The sequence below is a fragment of the Paraburkholderia sp. Clong3 genome, from assembly GCF_050436485.1.
In the GTDB taxonomy this organism is placed as follows: Bacteria; Pseudomonadota; Gammaproteobacteria; order Burkholderiales; family Burkholderiaceae; genus Paraburkholderia; species Paraburkholderia tuberum.
Genome location: NZ_JBNDMH010000002.1, coordinates 3009596 through 3026143, shown reverse-complemented (window position 1 = coordinate 3026143; position 16548 = coordinate 3009596). Strand labels below are relative to the sequence as shown.

Here is a 16548-nt window from a genome sequence, read left to right as displayed (position 1 = left end):
GTGCGGCTTGCCCTTGCTCCCTTCATGACTCCAAAGCCTTCTTCGCGTTCTGCTTCCTCGTCGGCGCGTTCGCGCGAGTCCCGTTTGTCGACGCTGCAACTGTCGCCCGAATCGCTCGGGTTCGCACTCGATTGCGCGGCCCAGGCCGTCGGCGCCGTGCGTCTCGGCGCGGCCTTGCCCGCGGCGCTGCAAAGCGTTTTCGTGGCGGTGCCCGAGGACAACGCCGCAGCGGCGCGCGGCGCGGTGCAGGATATCGCCTATCGCACGCTGCGCCGTCTCGCGACCGCCGAGTGGCTGATCGCGAAGCTGGTGAAGAAGGCGCCTCCGCCGCACGTCGCGCATGTGCTCGCGTGCGCGCTCGCGCTGCTCGTCGACGACGAAGCGAGCGCCGCCTACACGCCGTTCACGGTCGTCGACCAGGCGGTCAGGGTGATTGGCGCGCGTCGCGAGTTCGCGTTCGCGAAGGGGCTCGTCAACGCGGTGCTGCGCAACTTCTTGCGCGAGCGCGCCACGTTGCTCGCCTCCGTGCAAGCCGATGAAGTCGCGCGCTGGAACTATCCGGCCTGGTGGATCGACGCGGTGAAGCGCGCATGGCCCGAGGCGTGGCAATCGGTGCTGGCCGCCGGCAACACGCAAGGTCCGCTGACGTTGCGCGTGAACGCGCGCCATTCGACGGTCGACGCCTATCTGCAAGTGCTGCAACGCCAGCAGATCGCCGCGAGCAAGGCTGGCGAGTACGCGGTCACGCTCGCGACGCCAATGCCGGTCGAGCGCATTCCGGGCTTCAGCGATGGTGTCGTGTCCGTACAGGACGCAGGTGCGCAACTCGCCGCGCAATTACTTGGCGTGCGTGACGGCATGCGCGTGCTCGACGCATGCGCGGCCCCTGGCGGCAAGACCGGGCATCTGCTCGAACTCGCCAACATTCAAGTGGTCGCGCTCGAAAGCGATGCGTCTCGCGCGCGCCGCATCGGCGAAAACCTGCGGCGTCTGAAGCTCGAAGCGGAAGTGCGCATCGGCGACGCGGGCAACCCCGCGCAATGGCACGACGACCTCGACCAGCCGTTCGACCGCATCCTCGCCGATGTGCCGTGCTCGGCGTCGGGCATCGTGCGGCGTCATCCGGATATTCGCTGGCTGCGTCGGCAGTCCGATATCGCCGCGCTCGTCGCCGAACAGCGCCGTATTCTCGACGCGCTGTGGCCGCTCGTGAAACCGGGCGGCGAGTTGCTTTACGTTACCTGTTCGATCTTCCCCGAAGAGGGCGAGTTGCAGGCACAGTGGTTTGGAAACCAGCACCAGGATGCGGTACGATTGGACGCGCCGGGGCAGCTTTTACCCTCAGTTGCCCGCGCGCCCGCCGACCCATCGGCCGGTTCTCATGCTGGACGACCCGCTGAATTCAGCGCCGGCACGAACTCAGACCACGACGGATTTTTCTACGCGCGCTTTCAGAAACGGTGACCATAAAACGCTTCTTCCCGCTTCGGCTCGCTGCCGTGCTCTGGATCGCGCTGGCCGTCTGGCTTGCAGCGCCGGGCGCGGCGCACGCTGACTCGATAGCGGTGCAGCGGGCATCGCTGCAGGCCGACAACGGCGGCTGGAGTCTCGACGCGCATTTCGAATTCGAGCTGAACAGCAATCTCGAAGACGCGGTCAACAAAGGCATTCCGCTTTATTTCACGACCGATTTCGAACTGAGCCGGCCGCGCTGGTACTGGTTCGACGAGCAGCCGGTCAGCGTGTCGCAAAGTTTGCGGCTGTCGTTCCAGCCACTCACGCGCGAATATCGCGTGTCGAGCGTGCAGTCGGGCGGCTTGCAGCTGGGCTTTTCCACGCTCAACGATGCGCTCGCGGTGATCAAGCACGTGACGTCGTGGCACGTGATCGACCGCAATCAGGTGCGGGTCGGCGAAACCTATAACGCGTCCGTGCGCATGCAACTCGACATCGGGCTGATGCCCAAGCCGTTCCAGATCGACGCGGTGAACAACCGCGACTGGAACCTCGCCTCCGATTGGAAGCGCTTCACTTTCACGGCCGCCGATCGTGCTAAATAAAGTGCGCTCATCTTCCACCAGTGTCAGCAGCATCGTCGTGCGCGTGCTCGTGTCGACGGTCGCGGTGACGGCCGTGTTGCTGCTCGTGTTGCTGGCTGCCGCCAGCGCGAACACCGAATTCTTCGACCGCTATTACCAGTGGCTGTATGCGGCCAACGTCGCGGTCGCGTTGATCTTTCTGCTGGTGGTGGTGACGCTCGTCGTCATCATCATCGTGCGATTACGCACGGGCAAATTCGGCACACGGCTGCTCGCGAAGCTCGCGTTCTTCATGGCGCTGGTCGGTGTGGTGCCGGGCGGCATCATCTACATCGTGTCGTATCAGTTCGTGTCGCGCAGCATCGAGTCGTGGTTCGACGTGAACGTCGAAACCGCGCTCGCGTCCGGCCTCAACCTCGGGCGTGGCATGCTCGACGCGTCGCTGTCCGATCTGCAGACGAAGGCGCGTCTGATGTCCGAGCAGCTCGCGAGCGCGGATGCGGCCGGCACCACGTTGACGCTGCTGCGTTTGCGCGACCAGTTCGGTGTGCAGGACGCGACGATCGTCGAGCCGACCCGCAGCATGTCTGGCGCGACGCCGGACATGCACGTGGTCGCGCAGGCGTCCGGCAACTACGCGATGCTGCTGCCGAACGATCTGCCGACACCGCTGATGATCGAGCAGGCGCGTGGCCACGGCTATGCGGCGATCGAAGGCGAAGTCGACGGCGATCCGAATGCGCACGGCGGCAAGGGAGCGCTGCGTCTGCGCGTGGTGCAGCGTATTCCCGATGCGAACGCGTCGCTATTGCAGCCCGCCGAGCGCTTCCTGCAACTGACGCAGCCGGTCTCGACGACACTCGCGCGCAATGCCGACTCGGTGCAGCGCGCGTATCGCGAGTATCAGGAGAAGGCGCTCGGCCGCACCGGCTTGCGCAAGATGTACATCGGCACGCTGACCCTGTCGCTGTTTCTCGCGACTTTCATCGCGATGATGCTCGCGCTGGCGCTCGGCAATCAGCTCGCGCGGCCGCTATTCCTGCTCGCGCAGGGCACGAAGGAAATCACCGAGGGGGACTACACGCCAAAGCGCGAGATCAAGTCGCGCGACGAACTCGGTTTCCTCACGCAGTCGTTCAATGCGATGACGCGGCAGTTGTCGGAGGCGCGCGGGGCGGTCGAGAAAAATCGTATCGCGCTCGAGCATTCGAAGGCGTATCTCGAGAGCATCCTCGCGAACCTGACCGCGGGTGTGTTCGTGTTCGACCGGCAATTCCGGCTGACCACCGCGAATCGAGGCGCCGAGCGGATTTTCCGTCAGCCGTTCCAGACGGTGCTCGGCTCGTCGCTCGATCAGATCGGCGTGCTCGGCGAATTCGGCGCGATGGTGCGCAAGGCATTCGCCGATCGCGAAGCGGCGAGTGAAGACGGCCATGACGACAACGGCCATTGGCAGCAGCAGTTCTCGGTGCCGGTGCCCGGCGAAACCGAGCCGCTCACGCTGCTCGTGCGCGGCGCGCGCCTCCTCGCGGCAAACGAGCGCGACGCTGAAGACAGGCAGACCGCGGGCTACGTGATCGTGTTCGACGACATCTCCGACGTGATCTCCGCGCAGCGTTCGATCGCATGGGGCGAAGTCGCGCGGCGCCTCGCGCACGAGATCAAGAATCCGCTCACGCCGATTCAACTGTCGGCCGAGCGTTTGCAGATGAAGCTCGCCGACAAGCTCGCGCCGTCGGATGCGGACGTGCTGAAGCGCGGCGCGACGACGATCGTCAATCAGGTCGCCGCAATGAAGCAGATGGTCGACGATTTCCGCGACTACGCGCGCACACCGCCCGCGGTACTCGCGCATCTGCAATTGAATGGTCTGGTCAGCGAGGTGCTCACGCTGTACGGTATCGAAGAAGGCAAGGGCGCGATCCAGGTCGAGCTGGCGGCCTTGCCCGCGATACGCGGCGACGCGACGCAGTTGCGTCAGGTGATCCACAACCTGCTGCAGAACGCGCAGGACGCGGTCGCCGAAGTCGCGCATCCGCGTGTTTTGCTCGAGACGAGGACAGTAGAATACGGAGACCCCGACGCGCAAGGCAAGGCGCGCGTCGCGGTCCGTCTGACAGTGTCGGATAACGGACCAGGCTTCCCCGCGCGTATCCTCACACGCGCGTTCGAGCCGTACGTGACGACCAAGGCCAAGGGTACGGGTCTGGGACTTGCGATGGTCAAGAAGATCGTCGACGAACATGGCGCGCGCATCGACATTCGCAATCGCATGAAGGCCGGCGACGTGATCGAAGGCGCGCAGATTTCGATTCTCTTCCTTCAACTGGCGGACGACTCCGCGCAGCCGGGTGCACCTGGTTCGGGTGCCCATCCGGCGCACGGCGGCGCGTCGCAGGGAACGACAAAAGCAACAGTGCAGACAAGGGCAGCGTAAATGGCAACCATCCTGGTGGTAGATGATGAAATGGGCATCCGGGAACTGCTCTCGGAGATCCTCAGCGACGAGGGACACGTCGTGGAGGCCGCTGAAAACGCGCAGGAGGCGCGCGAGTTCCGTCTGCGTCAGGCGCCGGACCTCGTGCTGCTCGACATCTGGATGCCGGACACCGACGGCGTGACGCTGCTCAAGGAATGGGCCGCGCAAGGTCAATTGACGATGCCCGTGATCATGATGTCCGGTCACGCGACGATCGACACCGCGGTCGAGGCCACCAAGATCGGCGCGCTCAACTTCCTCGAAAAGCCGATCGCGTTGCAGAAGCTACTAAAGGCGGTCGAGCAGGGACTCGCGCGTGGTAACGCAGCGGCCGTGCCTGGCGGCGTGGCTGCGAAGCCGGCGTTGCCGGTCAGCGCATCGTCAGTCGCGTCGGCGGCCGCGTTGCCGATACTGTCGTCCGATGGCGTCGGCGGCGGCGCGCTCGCCGCGCAAACCGCGTCGATCTCGTTCGACATTCCGCTGCGCGATGCGCGCGATGCGTTCGAGCGCGCGTACTTCGAATATCACCTCGCGCGCGAGAACGGCAGCATGACGCGTGTCGCGGAGAAGACCGGTCTCGAGCGCACGCATCTTTATCGCAAGCTGAAGCAACTCGGCGTCGATCTCGGCAAGAACAAAGGGGAGTGAGCGCCACGTGTTGCATGCGAACGCGGCCCGGCAAATTATTTATGAAGGGGCTTGCTGAACTGCGGATCGCTTGATATAGTTTCGTTCTTCGTTGGCCCGGTAGCTCAGTTGGTAGAGCAGCGGATTGAAAATCCGCGTGTCGGTGGTTCGATTCCGCCCCAGGCCACCAGGATTCAGCCCCAGGAAATCGCAAGATTCCCTGGGGCTTTTCCGTTTGGCGGACAAGTCGTCACTTCGGCTTGCCATGCAGTTGAAGCCGCGCGCGTGGGGCAGCTGGCGTCGGCGACATTCGGTGTCGCGTGATAAAATCGCGCCAGTTCAAGGACTTGCATGCAGGCGTCGCACGCGGTCGTGCACCGCGCGAATGCAGTGCCGAGCATGTCGCACCGAAGCACCCAATCCTTCGCCCGACGATCGGCGGTATAAGCGCCCAGTCACGTTCCCGCGCAACGCGCGACCTATACTGCTTTGGGCCGGCACAGTGCCGGCACACGTCGCGCCGCGTTGCTTGCATGGCGCACCTCGCGCAGCGCGACGTGGCACTCTCATTCACGGAGTATCACGGTGATCCGCAAAGACGCTAAGCGTAGCGCGCTCGTGCTGTTTTCCGGCGGCCAGGATTCTGCCACGTGTCTCGCGTGGGCGCTCGACCGTTACGACACGGTCGAAACGGTCGGCTTCGATTATGGTCAGCGTCATCGTGTCGAACTCGAATGCCGCGAAGGATTCCGTCAGGCCGTCGCGCGTGCGTTTCCGGCGTGGGCCGATCGTCTCGGCGACGATCACACGATCGACCTGTCGCTGCTCGGCGCGATCAGCGACACCGCGATGACGCGCGAGATCGAAATCGAAGCCACGGCCAATGGGTTGCCGAACACGTTCGTGCCGGGCCGCAATCTGATGTTCATGACGATCGCCGCGGCCATCGCGTATCGGCGCGGTTTGCAGGTGCTGGTCGGCGGGATGTGCGAGACGGACTTCTCGGGCTACCCCGATTGCCGCGACGACACGATGAAGGCGCTGCAGGTCGCGCTGAATCTCGGCATGGACGCGCGCTTCGCGCTGGAGACGCCGCTGATGTGGCTCGACAAGGCCGACACGTGGCGCCTCGCGCGCGAGCTCGGCGGCGACGCATTGGTGGAACTGGTGCGCGTCGAGACGCATACCTGCTACGTCGGCGAACGGGCCGAGTTGCACTCATGGGGCTTCGGCTGCGGCGAATGCCCGGCATGCCGGTTGCGCAAACGTGGCTATGAGGCCTACCTCGCCGGAGAAAAAGTCACCGAGCCGGTCTGACGGCTCGCGCGAGAGCGCCCATCATTGATTCAGGAACACAGGACAGAAAGCAGCATGACGTACGCGGTCAAGGAAATTTTCTACACGTTGCAGGGCGAGGGCGCGAATGCCGGGCGGCCGGCCGTGTTCTGCCGTTTCGCGGGCTGCAATCTGTGGTCCGGCCGCGAAGAGGATCGTGCGGAGGCCGTCTGCCGTTTCTGCGACACCGACTTCGTCGGCACCGACGGCGAGAACGGCGGCAAGTACCGCACACCTGACGACCTGGTCGCGATGATCGCGTCGCAATGGCCGCAGGGCGAGGGCGAACGCTTCGTCGTGTGCACTGGCGGCGAGCCGATGCTGCAGATCGATCAGCCGCTCGTCGACGCGCTGCACGCGGCCGGCTTCGAGATCGCGATCGAGACCAACGGCTCGCTGCCGGTGCTCGACACGATCGATTGGATCTGCGTGAGCCCGAAGGCCGACGCGCCGCTCGTCGTGACGAAGGGCAACGAACTGAAAGTCGTGATCCCGCAGGACAACCAGCGCCTCGACGACTACGCCAAGCTCGACTTCGAGTATTTCCTCGTCCAGCCGATGGACGGCCCGTCGCGCGACATCAACACGAAGCTCGCGATCGACTGGTGCAAACGTCATCCGCAGTGGCGCCTGTCGATGCAGACTCACAAGTATCTGAACATTCCCTGATTTGCCGTGCTGACGATTACCCGAAAACTCGAATTCGACGCGGGCCACCGCATTCCCGATCACCGCAGCCAGTGCCGTAATCTGCATGGCCATCGCTACGTGCTCGAAATCACGCTGCAAGGCGATCTGGTCGACACCGAAGGCGCGCCCGATCGCGGCATGGTGATGGACTTCGCCGACGTGAAGTCGCTCGCCAACGAGCACCTGGTCGACAAGTGGGACCACGCGTTTCTCGTCTACGAAGGCGACACGCAGGTGCGTGACTTCCTCGACAGCATGGCGGGTCACAAGACGGTCGTGATCGATCGCATTCCGACCGTCGAAAACCTCGCCGCGATTGCGTTCGACATTCTCGCGAACGTCTACGACGCGCACTACGGCGTGAACCTGCGCCTGCACAAAGTGCGTCTGTACGAGACGCCGAATTGCTGGGCCGAGGTGGTCCGCGACTCGCTTCCCACCTGAATCCACGCCCCGCCACGCGAACGAACTCTCGCGTTATTGTCACGGTATGATCGTTCCGACCAACACACGGAGCGAGACATGCCGGTCACCGCATCGCGTCGCAGCAGGCAACGAGGCCGTCAGCGCCCCGGTGCCTGCCTGATCCACTATCTGGCCCCGCTTCGCATTGCAAACCTGCGCGAGGCCAGCCGATGAGCACCTTCACCAACTCCCTCAAACAACGTCTGAAGGACAACGCGCCGCTGATCGGGCTGTGGTTGTCGCTCGGCAGCGAGGCCGCCGCGGAAGCACTCGCGCACGCCGGCTTCGACTGGCTGCTGATCGACATGGAGCACGCGCCCAACGATAGCGGCGGCGTCGAGTCGCAATTGCGCGCGATTGCCGCCGCCCATCTGCCGAGCGAGCCGGTGGTGCGGGTGCCCGCGAGCGAGCCGTGGCTCGTCAAGCGCGTGCTCGACGCCGGCGCGCGCACGCTGATGTTCCCGAACATTGAATCCGCCGAAGACGCGGCACGCGCCGTGCGGCTCACCCAATATCCGACCGCCGAGGCGCTCGACGGCCTGCGCGGCGTCGCGGGCGTCGTGCGCGCGGCCGGTTACGGCATGCGGCGTGATTACGTGCAGACGGCCAACGCACAGATCGCGACGATTGTGCAGATCGAATCGGCGCGCGGCTTGCGGGAGGTCGAGCAGATCGCGGCGACGCCGGGCGTCGATTGCGTGTTCGTCGGTCCGGCCGATCTCGCCGCGAGCCTTGGTCATCTCGGCGACGCGAAACACCCGGACGTGCAGGCGGCGATGGCGCGTATCGTCAGCGCGGCGGACAAGGCCGGCATTGCCGCCGGCATCTTCGCGATGGACGTGGCGAGCGCGCGGCAGCATCGCGACGCCGGTTTTCGCTTCGTCGCGCTAGCCGCCGACGTGATCTGGATGTTGCGCGCGACGCGCCAGGCATTACAGGAGGTGAGGTCATGAACGGCACAGTGCAGGGGGGCGCCGGGCGGATGATCACGCGAGTGACCGCGCAAGTGACCATGGCGGCGGCGCTGCTCGCGACTGGGGCGTGGAACGCCGCGTATGCACAGGATCGCGTCGCCAAGGCGAACGATCCGCAGACGCAATCCGCGGTGGCCGACTACAACGCCGGCAACCTTGGCGCGGCGCTGAGCGAATTCCGCCAGGCCGCCGAGCGCGGCAGCCGGCTTGCGCAGTTCAACTACGCGATGATGCTGCTCAACGGCGAAGGCACGCCGGTCAACGTCGACGAAGGCAAGAAGTGGCTGCGCAAGGCCGCCGACGCGAACATGTCGCACGCGCAATACGTGTACGGCAAGATGTACGACGATGGCGAGTTCGTCGAGCGCGATCCGGTGGAGGCGCATCGCTGGTTCATGAAGGCGGCCGCGCAGGGCCATGTGCAGGCGGAGCTCGCGCTCGCGAATCAGTTCCTCGACGGACGCGGTACCGAGCGTGACAACAAGCAGGCGTTCGTCTGGTACAAGAAAGCGGCGCAGGGCGGCGACATGACCGCGCAGTACGTGACCGGCTCGTTCTACGAGCGTGGCGGCGATGGTGTCGACCGGAATCTGAATGTGGCGCGCGCGTATTACGCGGCCGCGGCGGCGCAGGGCGATCCGGCCGCGCGCCTGAAGTATCAGCAGTTGAGCGCGCAGCTGCGCGATCAGAAGGAAGTGAAGCCGCAGTAATGAAGCAGCAATAAAGCAACAGGGCGCTCGCAACGAGCGCCCCTTTTTTGCATTGTCGTTTGCTGCGTGCCGCTAGCTACGGGTTAGCTCTGCATCAACCGCTTCTGTCGCGCGACGCTCATGATCAGCCCGATCGCGACGCCCAATGTAGTCAGCGCGGTGCCACCGTAACTCATGAACGGCAACGGCACGCCGACCACCGGCAGAATCCCGCTCACCATGCCGATATTGACGAACGCGTACGTGAAGAATGCCATCGTCAACGAGCCGGCCAATAATCGCCCGAACAATGTCGCGCCGTTGGCCGCGATGTAGAGCCCGCGCGCGATCAATAGCATGTACAGCGTGAGCAGCACGATTCCGCCTGCCAAACCGAACTCTTCCGAAAACACCGCGAAGATGAAGTCGGTGTGCTTCTCGGGGATGAACTCCAGATGCGCCTGCGTACCCTTCAGCCAACCCTTGCCGAGCGGGCCGCCCGAGCCGATCGCGATCACCGCTTGAATCGTGTGGAAGCCTTTGCCGAGCGGGTCCGAGGTCGGATCGAGCAGCGTGCAGATGCGGTGCTTCTGGTAGTCGTGCATCAGCGGCCACTGCACTTCGGGCTGACAGATCTTGTCCTGGAACGCCGCGATCGACGCAACCGCAATCACGGCCGCGATCAGCACCGGCACGATCAGCTTGAAGCTCAGCCCCGCGAAGTAAATCACGAACAGGCCGGCCGCGAACACGAGCACGGCCGTGCCGAGGTCGGGCTGCTTCGCGATCAGGCCGACCGGCACGATCAGGATCACGAAGCCGACCAGGTAGTCGTACCAGCGCATCACGCCTTCGCGGCGCTGGTAGTACCAGGCGAGCATCAGCGGTGTGGCGATCTTCATGATTTCCGATGGCTGGATCACCACGCCGACGTTGATCCAGCGCTTCGCGCCCTTGCGCGTAAGGCCGAACATCGCGACCGCGACCAGTAGCGCGATCCCGAACGCGTAGAGCGGGACCGCGAAGCGCATCAGCGTATTGGGCGGCACATTGGCGAGCCCCCACATCAGCACGAAGGTGAGCAGGATGTTGCGCAACTGGTCTTCGACGCGGCCCGGCATGTCGAGTGTCGCGCTGTACAGCGTGACGATGCCGACGCACAGCAGCAGAAACACGATCAGTGCGAGCGGACGGTCGAAGCCTACGAACATCCGCTTGATGCGCTCGAGCCAGGCGCGCTTGTCGAATTGCATGCCTTTCTCCTTATTCGTCGATGCCGCCGGCGGCCGGCTGGCGCGGCGACGCGCCCTGGAAGCTGTCCTCGCGCGATGGTGCCGCTACGGTCGGCGCCGGCTCGCTTGCCGGACGGGGTTGGTGCGGGGCGCCGGACGTACGCGACGCAGATTTCTTTGCCGCGGACGAAGCCGATGCCGGCTTCGCCGCCGAGGCCGCGCGCGCTGCGGTGGCCGAAGCCGCTGCCGGCGCGCTGGCCGGCACCGTTGCCGCCGCGCCAGCCGACGCCGCCACCGGCGCAGACGCGCCATTCGCGCCCGAAGCCGCAACGGCCGCCGACGCACCCGAGGCCGCCGCGGCAGCCGCCGCCCCAGGCATCGGCAGTGCCGTAAAGCCCGCCGCAATCTTGAGCGAGTGAGCGCTCTCATGCGAGGCCGGCGTATCGCCGACCTGCGGCGCGGATGCTTCGAGCGTGGTCGATGCCGCTACCGCGACGGCCGCTTCTTCAGCGCCGGGCTTGTTCTTGCCGACCAGGTAATAGTCGAGCACCCTGCGCGCGATCGGACCGGCCGCCTCCGCGCCCCAGCCGCCGTTTTCGACGACCAGCGCGAGTGCGATCTTCGGTTGATCGGCCGGCGCGAAGGCGATGAACAGCGCGTGATCGCGCAAATTCTCGGCAACCGCGTGACCTTTGTAGTTCGCGCCTTGCAGCGAGTACACCTGGGCGGTACCGGTCTTGCCGGCCGCCTGATATGGCGCGCCCGCGAACACTTTGGCCGCCGTGCCGTTCGTGACCACGCCTTCCATCGCGCGCTTGATGAAGTCGATGTCCTGCTGCTTGACCGCGATCTTGTAGCTCGGATCGCGCACCACCGGCCGCGTGTCCTTCGTGATCGGATTCTCGATGTCGCGCACGAGGTGCGGCTTCATCACGACGCCGTTGTTCGCGAGCGTTGCGGTGGCATGGGCCAGCTGCAGGATCGTGAACGAGTTGTAGCCCTGGCCGATGCCGAGGCTGACCGTTTCGCCTTCGTACCACTTCTGCTGCTCGGGGCGGCGGTACGCGTGGCGCTTCCAGTCGGTCGACGGCAGGATGCCCTTCGCTTCGCCGGCGATGTCGATGCCGGTGATCTGCCCGAAGCCCCACGGCTTCATGAAGTTGGCGATGTTGTTGACGCCGAGATCGTGCGCGAGCATGTAGAAGTACGTGTCGTTCGACACGACGATCGCGCGGTTCATGTCGATCCAGCCTTGGCCCGAGCGCACGTCGTTGCGGAACGTGTGGCCGCCGAACGTGTAGTAACCGGGGTCCTGGAAGCCCCAGCTCGGCGTGCGCTTGTGCAGCGTCAGCGCGGCGAGCGCCATGAACGGCTTGTAGGTCGAGCCCGGCGGATAGGTGCCGTGCAGCGGCCGGTTCAGGAGAGGATGGTCGGGCGAGTTGTTCAGTTCGTCCCAGGTCTGCTGGTCGATGCCGTCGACGAAGGAATTCGGATCGAAGCTCGGCGCCGACACGAACGCGAGCACGTCGCCGGTGGACGGCTCGATCGCGACGAGCGCGCCGCGGTGTCCGGCGAACGCCTGCTCGGCGACCTGCTGAAGGCCGATGTCGAGCGACAGCACGAGGTTGTTGCCCGGCGTCGCCTGGGTGCGCGACAGCGTACGCACCGGGCGGCCGCCCGCCGTCACCTCGACTTCCTCGAAACCGGTCTGGCCGTGCAGCTCGGTCTCGTAGCTCTGCTCGACGCCGATCTTGCCGATGTAATCGGTGCCCTTGTAGTTGTTCGCGTCAAGACGCGGATCGTAGTGGTCCGGGTCGCTGTCGTTCTGATCGCTGGCGTCGTCGATGCGGTCCTGGTCGCGTTGCGAAATCCGTCCGATGTAGCCGATCACGTGCGCGGCGGTCGGCCCGAGCGGGTACTGGCGGAACAGCCGCGCGCGCACTTCGACGCCAGGAAAGCGGAAGCGCTGCGCGGTGAAGCGCGCGACTTCGTCGTCGGTCAGCCGCGTGCGGATCGGCAGACTTTCGAAGTTCTTCGAGTCTTCCTGCAGCTTCTTGAAGCGGCGACGGTCGCGCGCATCGATCGACACGACGGCGGCGAGGTTGTCGATCACGTTATCGAGCGTGTCGTTCAGCTTCGACGGGGTGATTTCAAGCGTATAGGCGGAGTAGTTCTTCGCGAGCACGACGCCGTTCCGGTCGGTGATGATGCCGCGGTTCGGCACGATCGGCGCGACGGAGATGCGGTTTTCATCGGCTTGCAGCGAGTACTTGCTGTAGTGCCAGACCTGCAGGAACAGGAAGCGGAAGCCGATCAGCCCGAAGCAGACAAACACGAACAGGCCCGCCGCCGCGACGCGCAGGCGGAATTTCGTGAGCTGCTGTTGAGTGTCCTTGAATTCGGTCATGCGATTCTGCAAAAGGCCGGCATGCGGCCATCAAGAGTGTGCGCCCAAACTGGCCGCGGCCGGTGAGCCCGATGCGGGATCAAATGGGGCGCGTATCGTCCGGGTCGGCGGGGCGGCGCTGCGGCATCAGCAGCAAGATGCTGGCGACCGGCCACAGCGCAGCTTCGACGAAACCGTCGATCAGATAACTCCAGCCCGGAAACGCCGCGCCGGTCAACAACCGGATCACGAACGGCACCAGTTGCGCGACGACGAGCAGCGGCATCACCGCGAACATTTGCACGCCGAGCGACATCCACAGCACGCGGCGGTGAATCGTGATCGCGCCGTACGACAGCAGCGTGTAGGCGAGCGCGTGCTCGCCGAGCAGGCTCGCGTTGTGCACGTCCATCAGCAGACCGAGCAGAAACGCGATGCCCATGCCCACCTTGCGCGGCTGATGGACATTCCAGAACAGCAGCACGAGTGCGACGAAATCGGGCACGCCGGCGAGACGCCCCCACGGCATCAGGTTCAGCAGGAACGCGGAAGCGAGGCTGAACGCGATGAAGTACGGGTTGACGGGCTGCAGGATGTATTGCGGGCGATTCATGGCTGAGCCCCCGGCTCGGCTTGCGGCTTCACGTTCTTCGCGGCGGCCGGCTTTTCGGCTTTCCTGTCGGCCGCAGCTTTGCCCGGCGCCTTTTCCACGGATTTGGCTGCGGGCTTTTCGGTCGGCGTTTTGTCGGCGGCGTTCCTGTCGGCTGGCCTGGCGGCGGATTTGTCCGCCGCGCCCTTGCCGTCCGCTGCTTTGGCGCCCTTCTTCGCTTTCGCTTCCTTCGCGACGGTTGCCGCGTCGGGTTCGTCCGCCGGGCGCGGCGGCGCGTTGTTCTGGACGTGCAGCACGAGCACCTGACGCGCACCGCGCACCGCGGCGACCGGCAGACTGACTACGCGCGCAAACGCGGTGTCGGCCTGCTTGTCGACGCGCACGACCTTCGCGACCGGCAGCCCCGGCGGATACACGCCGTCGAGGCCGCTCGTGACGAGCTCGTCGCCGGTCTGGACGTCGGCGCTGATCGGCACGAAGCGCAGATCGAGCGTGTCACCCTTCGGCGTACCGTAGATCACGCTGCGCAAGCCGGTGCGCAGAATTTCGACCGGCACCGCCTGGTCCTTGTCCGTCAGCAGCGTGACTTCGGCCTGCAGCGGGAACACCCGTGTGACCTGGCCGATCACGCCATCTTCGTCGACGACCGGCGAGCCGTTCTGGATGCCTTGCTGCGCGCCGCGTCCGATCACGACCTTCTGCGTGAACGGATCGCGCGTGTCGTACTGGATTTCGGCGGGCAGCGATTGCGTGGTGAGGCTCTGCGACAGTTGCATCAGCGCGCGCAGATGGCCATTTTCGGCGGCGAGCGACGCGGCCAGATTGGCCTGCTGCGACAGCCGCAGATCCTTCGCGCGCAGCTTCGCGTTCTCGTCGCGTAGCGTGGCGCTCGTCACGGCGAGGTCGGCGGCGCCCATGAAGATGTCGCGCGGCACGAGCGCTGCGCGCTGCAAAGGATAAAGACCCGCGCCGAGCACGCCGCGGACGATTTCGAGCGTCTGGAAGCGAGCATCGGAGATCAGCAGGGCGAGCGCCAGCACGACGAAGAACACCAGTCGGGCCAGAGCGGAGGGGCCTTGCTTGAACAGGGGCGGCGGACTGTATTCCATGGTCGGCGCCGGGGGCGTGAGCGGTTGGGTGAGACGGCGACGCGCAAGGCGCGCGCGGTCAGCGCGCGGAGGCTGGTCGGCCCAGCCAACGACAAAGCGGCCCACAAGGGGCCGTGTGCCAGATCCGCGCTACTGACATGGGAGGAAGGGCTCGCTTACTCGTACGAGAAGATGCTGCCGAGCTTGTCCATGCGTTCGAGCGCCATGCCCGAGCCGCGCACGACGCAGGTCAGCGGGTCTTCGGCGACGAGCACCGGCAGGCCGGTTTCTTCGGCGAGCAGGCGATCGAGGTCGCGCAGCAGCGCGCCACCGCCGGTCAGCATCATGCCGCGCTCGGCGATGTCCGCGCCGAGTTCCGGCGGCGTCTGTTCCAGTGCGATCTTCACCGACGACACGATCTGGTTCAGCGGATCGGTCAGCGCTTCGAGGATTTCGTTGCTGGAGATCGTGAAGCTGCGCGGAATGCCTTCCGACAGATTGCGGCCCTTCACTTCCATTTCCTTGACTTCGGAGCCCGGGAACGCCGAGCCGATTTCCTTCTTGATGGCTTCGGCGGTCTGTTCGCCGATCAGCATGCCGTAGTTGCGGCGGATGTAGTTGACGATCGCTTCGTCGAACTTGTCGCCGCCGACGCGCACCGAGCCCTTGTACACGATGCCGCCGAGCGAGATCACGCCGACTTCTGTCGTGCCGCCGCCGATGTCGACGACCATCGAACCCGTTGCTTCCGACACCGGCAGGCCCGCGCCGATCGCGGCAGCCATCGGCTCTTCGATCAGATACACCTGCGAGGCGCCCGCGCCGTGCGCGGCTTCCTTGATCGCGCGACGCTCGACCTGGGTCGAACCGCACGGCACGCAGATGATGATGCGAGGCGACGGCGAGAACATGCGCGATTCGTGAGCAGTCTTGATGAACTGCTTGATCATCTGCTCGGTGACGGTGAAGTCGGCGATCACGCCGTCTTTCATCGGGCGGATCGCCTCGATGTTGCCCGGCACCTTGCCGAGCATCTGCTTGGCTTCCTTGCCGACTGCCTGAATGGTCTTCTTGCCGTTGGGGCCGCCTTCCTGGCGGATCGACACGACCGACGGTTCGTCGAGAACGATGCCCTTGCCGCGCATGTAGATAAGGGTGTTGGCGGTGCCGAGGTCAATCGCCAGATCGTTGGAGAAGTAGCTGCGCAAAAAACCGAACATTCAAAATCCTGTCTCGCTGGGGGCCGGGCCTCGCACCGTATGCGTAGGGCGGCAGCGGAAAAATAACAGCTTCAACCGGGCGGTAGCGACGCCACATGAACTTGAAGCCGCGGGGGAGTCTACCGGAGGCCGTTGCAAAGCCAGGGCGGAAAGCGCCGGACGTTCTTGGAATTGTCCGTAAGGCCTTGGTAAGTCGGTCCGGGTTTGGGTCGAACGCGTAATGATACCTTATAATTTTGGATGTTTTGAAGGAAACGGAGCGCACATTTTGTCATTGCCGCTCCTTTTTCTGGATTGTCCTATCTTGTCGTAACCCGCTGTTACAACGCGACTTTTTAACTGTTGTGACATTCCACCCTTTCCGGTGACTGCATGGCTCTGACCCTGACCGATGTAAAACGCATCGCGCATCTCGCGCGACTCGAACTGGCCGATGCCGACGCCGAGCACACGCGTGCCCAGCTCAATGATTTTTTCGGCCTCGTCGAGCAGATGCAGGCGGTCGATACCACCGGCATCGCGCCGCTTGCCCACCCGATCGAGCAGATCGAAGACGTCGCGCTGCGTCTGCGTGACGACGCCGTCACGGAGACGGTCGAGCGCGAGGCTTTCCAGCGCCCCGCGCCGGCCGTTCAGGACGGCCTGTACCTCGTGCCGAAGGTGATCGAATAAGACCCGCCCGGCAGACCCCGCGTCTGGCGTCTGCGCGAGCCT

Annotated in this window: 15 protein-coding genes and 1 tRNA gene; 11 read left to right on the top strand and 5 right to left on the bottom strand. The window is 64.9% G+C overall.

Annotation, left to right across the window (positions count from 1 at the left end):
• The first annotated feature begins 24 nt into the window (after nucleotides 1-24).
• From rsmB to OKW30_RS18070, 10 genes are all read left to right on the top strand, one after another.
• Entirely contained in the window at nucleotides 25-1464 is a 1440-nt protein-coding gene (gene rsmB, locus OKW30_RS18115) for a 16S rRNA (cytosine(967)-C(5))-methyltransferase RsmB (RefSeq protein ID WP_429347286.1), read from the top strand.
• The gene (locus tag OKW30_RS18110; RefSeq protein ID WP_090802240.1) at nucleotides 1461-2060 is read left to right on the top strand and encodes a DUF4390 domain-containing protein; all 600 of its coding nucleotides are present in this window, start codon (nucleotides 1461-1463) and stop codon (nucleotides 2058-2060) included. Before rsmB ends, OKW30_RS18110 begins: the two co-directional genes overlap by 4 nt.
• On the top strand, nucleotides 2050-4476 hold the full coding sequence (locus OKW30_RS18105; RefSeq protein WP_187631066.1) for a sensor histidine kinase: 2427 nt from the start codon (nucleotides 2050-2052) through the stop codon (nucleotides 4474-4476). The genes OKW30_RS18110 and OKW30_RS18105 overlap by 11 nt, the downstream gene beginning before the upstream one ends.
• Nucleotides 4477-5166 (top strand): response regulator transcription factor EsaR, encoded by a 690-nt coding sequence (gene esaR, locus OKW30_RS18100; RefSeq protein WP_184069010.1) that lies wholly within the window; start codon nucleotides 4477-4479, stop codon nucleotides 5164-5166.
• A 93-nt stretch (nucleotides 5167-5259) separates the two neighbouring features.
• A tRNA-Phe gene (locus OKW30_RS18095) sits at nucleotides 5260-5335 on the top strand.
• Between the two features lie 395 nt (nucleotides 5336-5730).
• The gene (queC, locus tag OKW30_RS18090; protein ID WP_184069007.1) at nucleotides 5731-6462 is read left to right on the top strand and encodes a 7-cyano-7-deazaguanine synthase QueC; all 732 of its coding nucleotides are present in this window, start codon (nucleotides 5731-5733) and stop codon (nucleotides 6460-6462) included.
• 54 nt (nucleotides 6463-6516) lie between these two features.
• Nucleotides 6517-7149, top strand: a complete 633-nt coding sequence (queE, locus tag OKW30_RS18085) for a 7-carboxy-7-deazaguanine synthase (protein ID WP_184069004.1) — start codon at nucleotides 6517-6519, stop codon at nucleotides 7147-7149.
• A 9-nt stretch (nucleotides 7150-7158) separates the two neighbouring features.
• A complete protein-coding gene (gene queD / locus OKW30_RS18080) occupies nucleotides 7159-7614 on the top strand; it encodes a 6-carboxytetrahydropterin synthase QueD (RefSeq protein WP_187615331.1) in 456 nt (151 codons plus the stop codon).
• A gap of 191 nt (nucleotides 7615-7805) precedes the next feature.
• Nucleotides 7806-8588, top strand: coding sequence for an HpcH/HpaI aldolase family protein (locus OKW30_RS18075; protein WP_429347285.1), 783 nt, complete (start codon nucleotides 7806-7808; stop codon nucleotides 8586-8588).
• A 29-nt stretch (nucleotides 8589-8617) separates the two neighbouring features.
• Nucleotides 8618-9319: a tetratricopeptide repeat protein gene (locus OKW30_RS18070; RefSeq protein ID WP_409340037.1), complete on the top strand. Its 702-nt coding sequence runs from the start codon at nucleotides 8618-8620 to the stop codon at nucleotides 9317-9319.
• 83 nt (nucleotides 9320-9402) lie between these two features.
• Here the strand turns inward: OKW30_RS18070 and rodA are convergent, their stop codons facing one another.
• The 5 genes from rodA to OKW30_RS18045 all read right to left on the bottom strand — a co-directional run bounded on the left by rodA (nucleotide 9403) and on the right by OKW30_RS18045 (nucleotide 15834).
• Nucleotides 9403-10551 carry a rod shape-determining protein RodA gene (gene rodA, locus OKW30_RS18065; protein ID WP_184025834.1) on the bottom strand — a complete coding sequence of 383 codons (1149 nt, stop codon included), beginning with the start codon at nucleotides 10549-10551 and terminating at the stop codon, nucleotides 9403-9405.
• A gap of 10 nt (nucleotides 10552-10561) precedes the next feature.
• Entirely contained in the window at nucleotides 10562-12937 is a 2376-nt protein-coding gene (mrdA, locus tag OKW30_RS18060) for a penicillin-binding protein 2 (RefSeq protein WP_429347284.1), read from the bottom strand.
• Nucleotides 12938-13016: 79 nt separating this feature from the next.
• Nucleotides 13017-13529, bottom strand: coding sequence for a rod shape-determining protein MreD (mreD, locus tag OKW30_RS18055; RefSeq protein ID WP_090802227.1), 513 nt, complete (start codon nucleotides 13527-13529; stop codon nucleotides 13017-13019).
• Complete coding sequence (mreC, locus tag OKW30_RS18050; protein WP_429347283.1) at nucleotides 13526-14635, bottom strand: rod shape-determining protein MreC; 1110 nt, start codon at nucleotides 14633-14635, stop codon at nucleotides 13526-13528. Before mreC ends, mreD begins: the two co-directional genes overlap by 4 nt.
• Nucleotides 14636-14790: 155 nt before the next feature.
• Nucleotides 14791-15834: a rod shape-determining protein gene (locus OKW30_RS18045; RefSeq protein ID WP_004189550.1), complete on the bottom strand. Its 1044-nt coding sequence runs from the start codon at nucleotides 15832-15834 to the stop codon at nucleotides 14791-14793.
• Between the two features lie 372 nt (nucleotides 15835-16206).
• Here OKW30_RS18045 and gatC point away from each other — a divergent pair, with 372 nt between their 5' ends.
• The gene (gene gatC / locus OKW30_RS18040; RefSeq protein ID WP_018419087.1) at nucleotides 16207-16506 is read left to right on the top strand and encodes an Asp-tRNA(Asn)/Glu-tRNA(Gln) amidotransferase subunit GatC; all 300 of its coding nucleotides are present in this window, start codon (nucleotides 16207-16209) and stop codon (nucleotides 16504-16506) included.
• Nucleotides 16507-16548 lie beyond the last annotated feature (42 nt).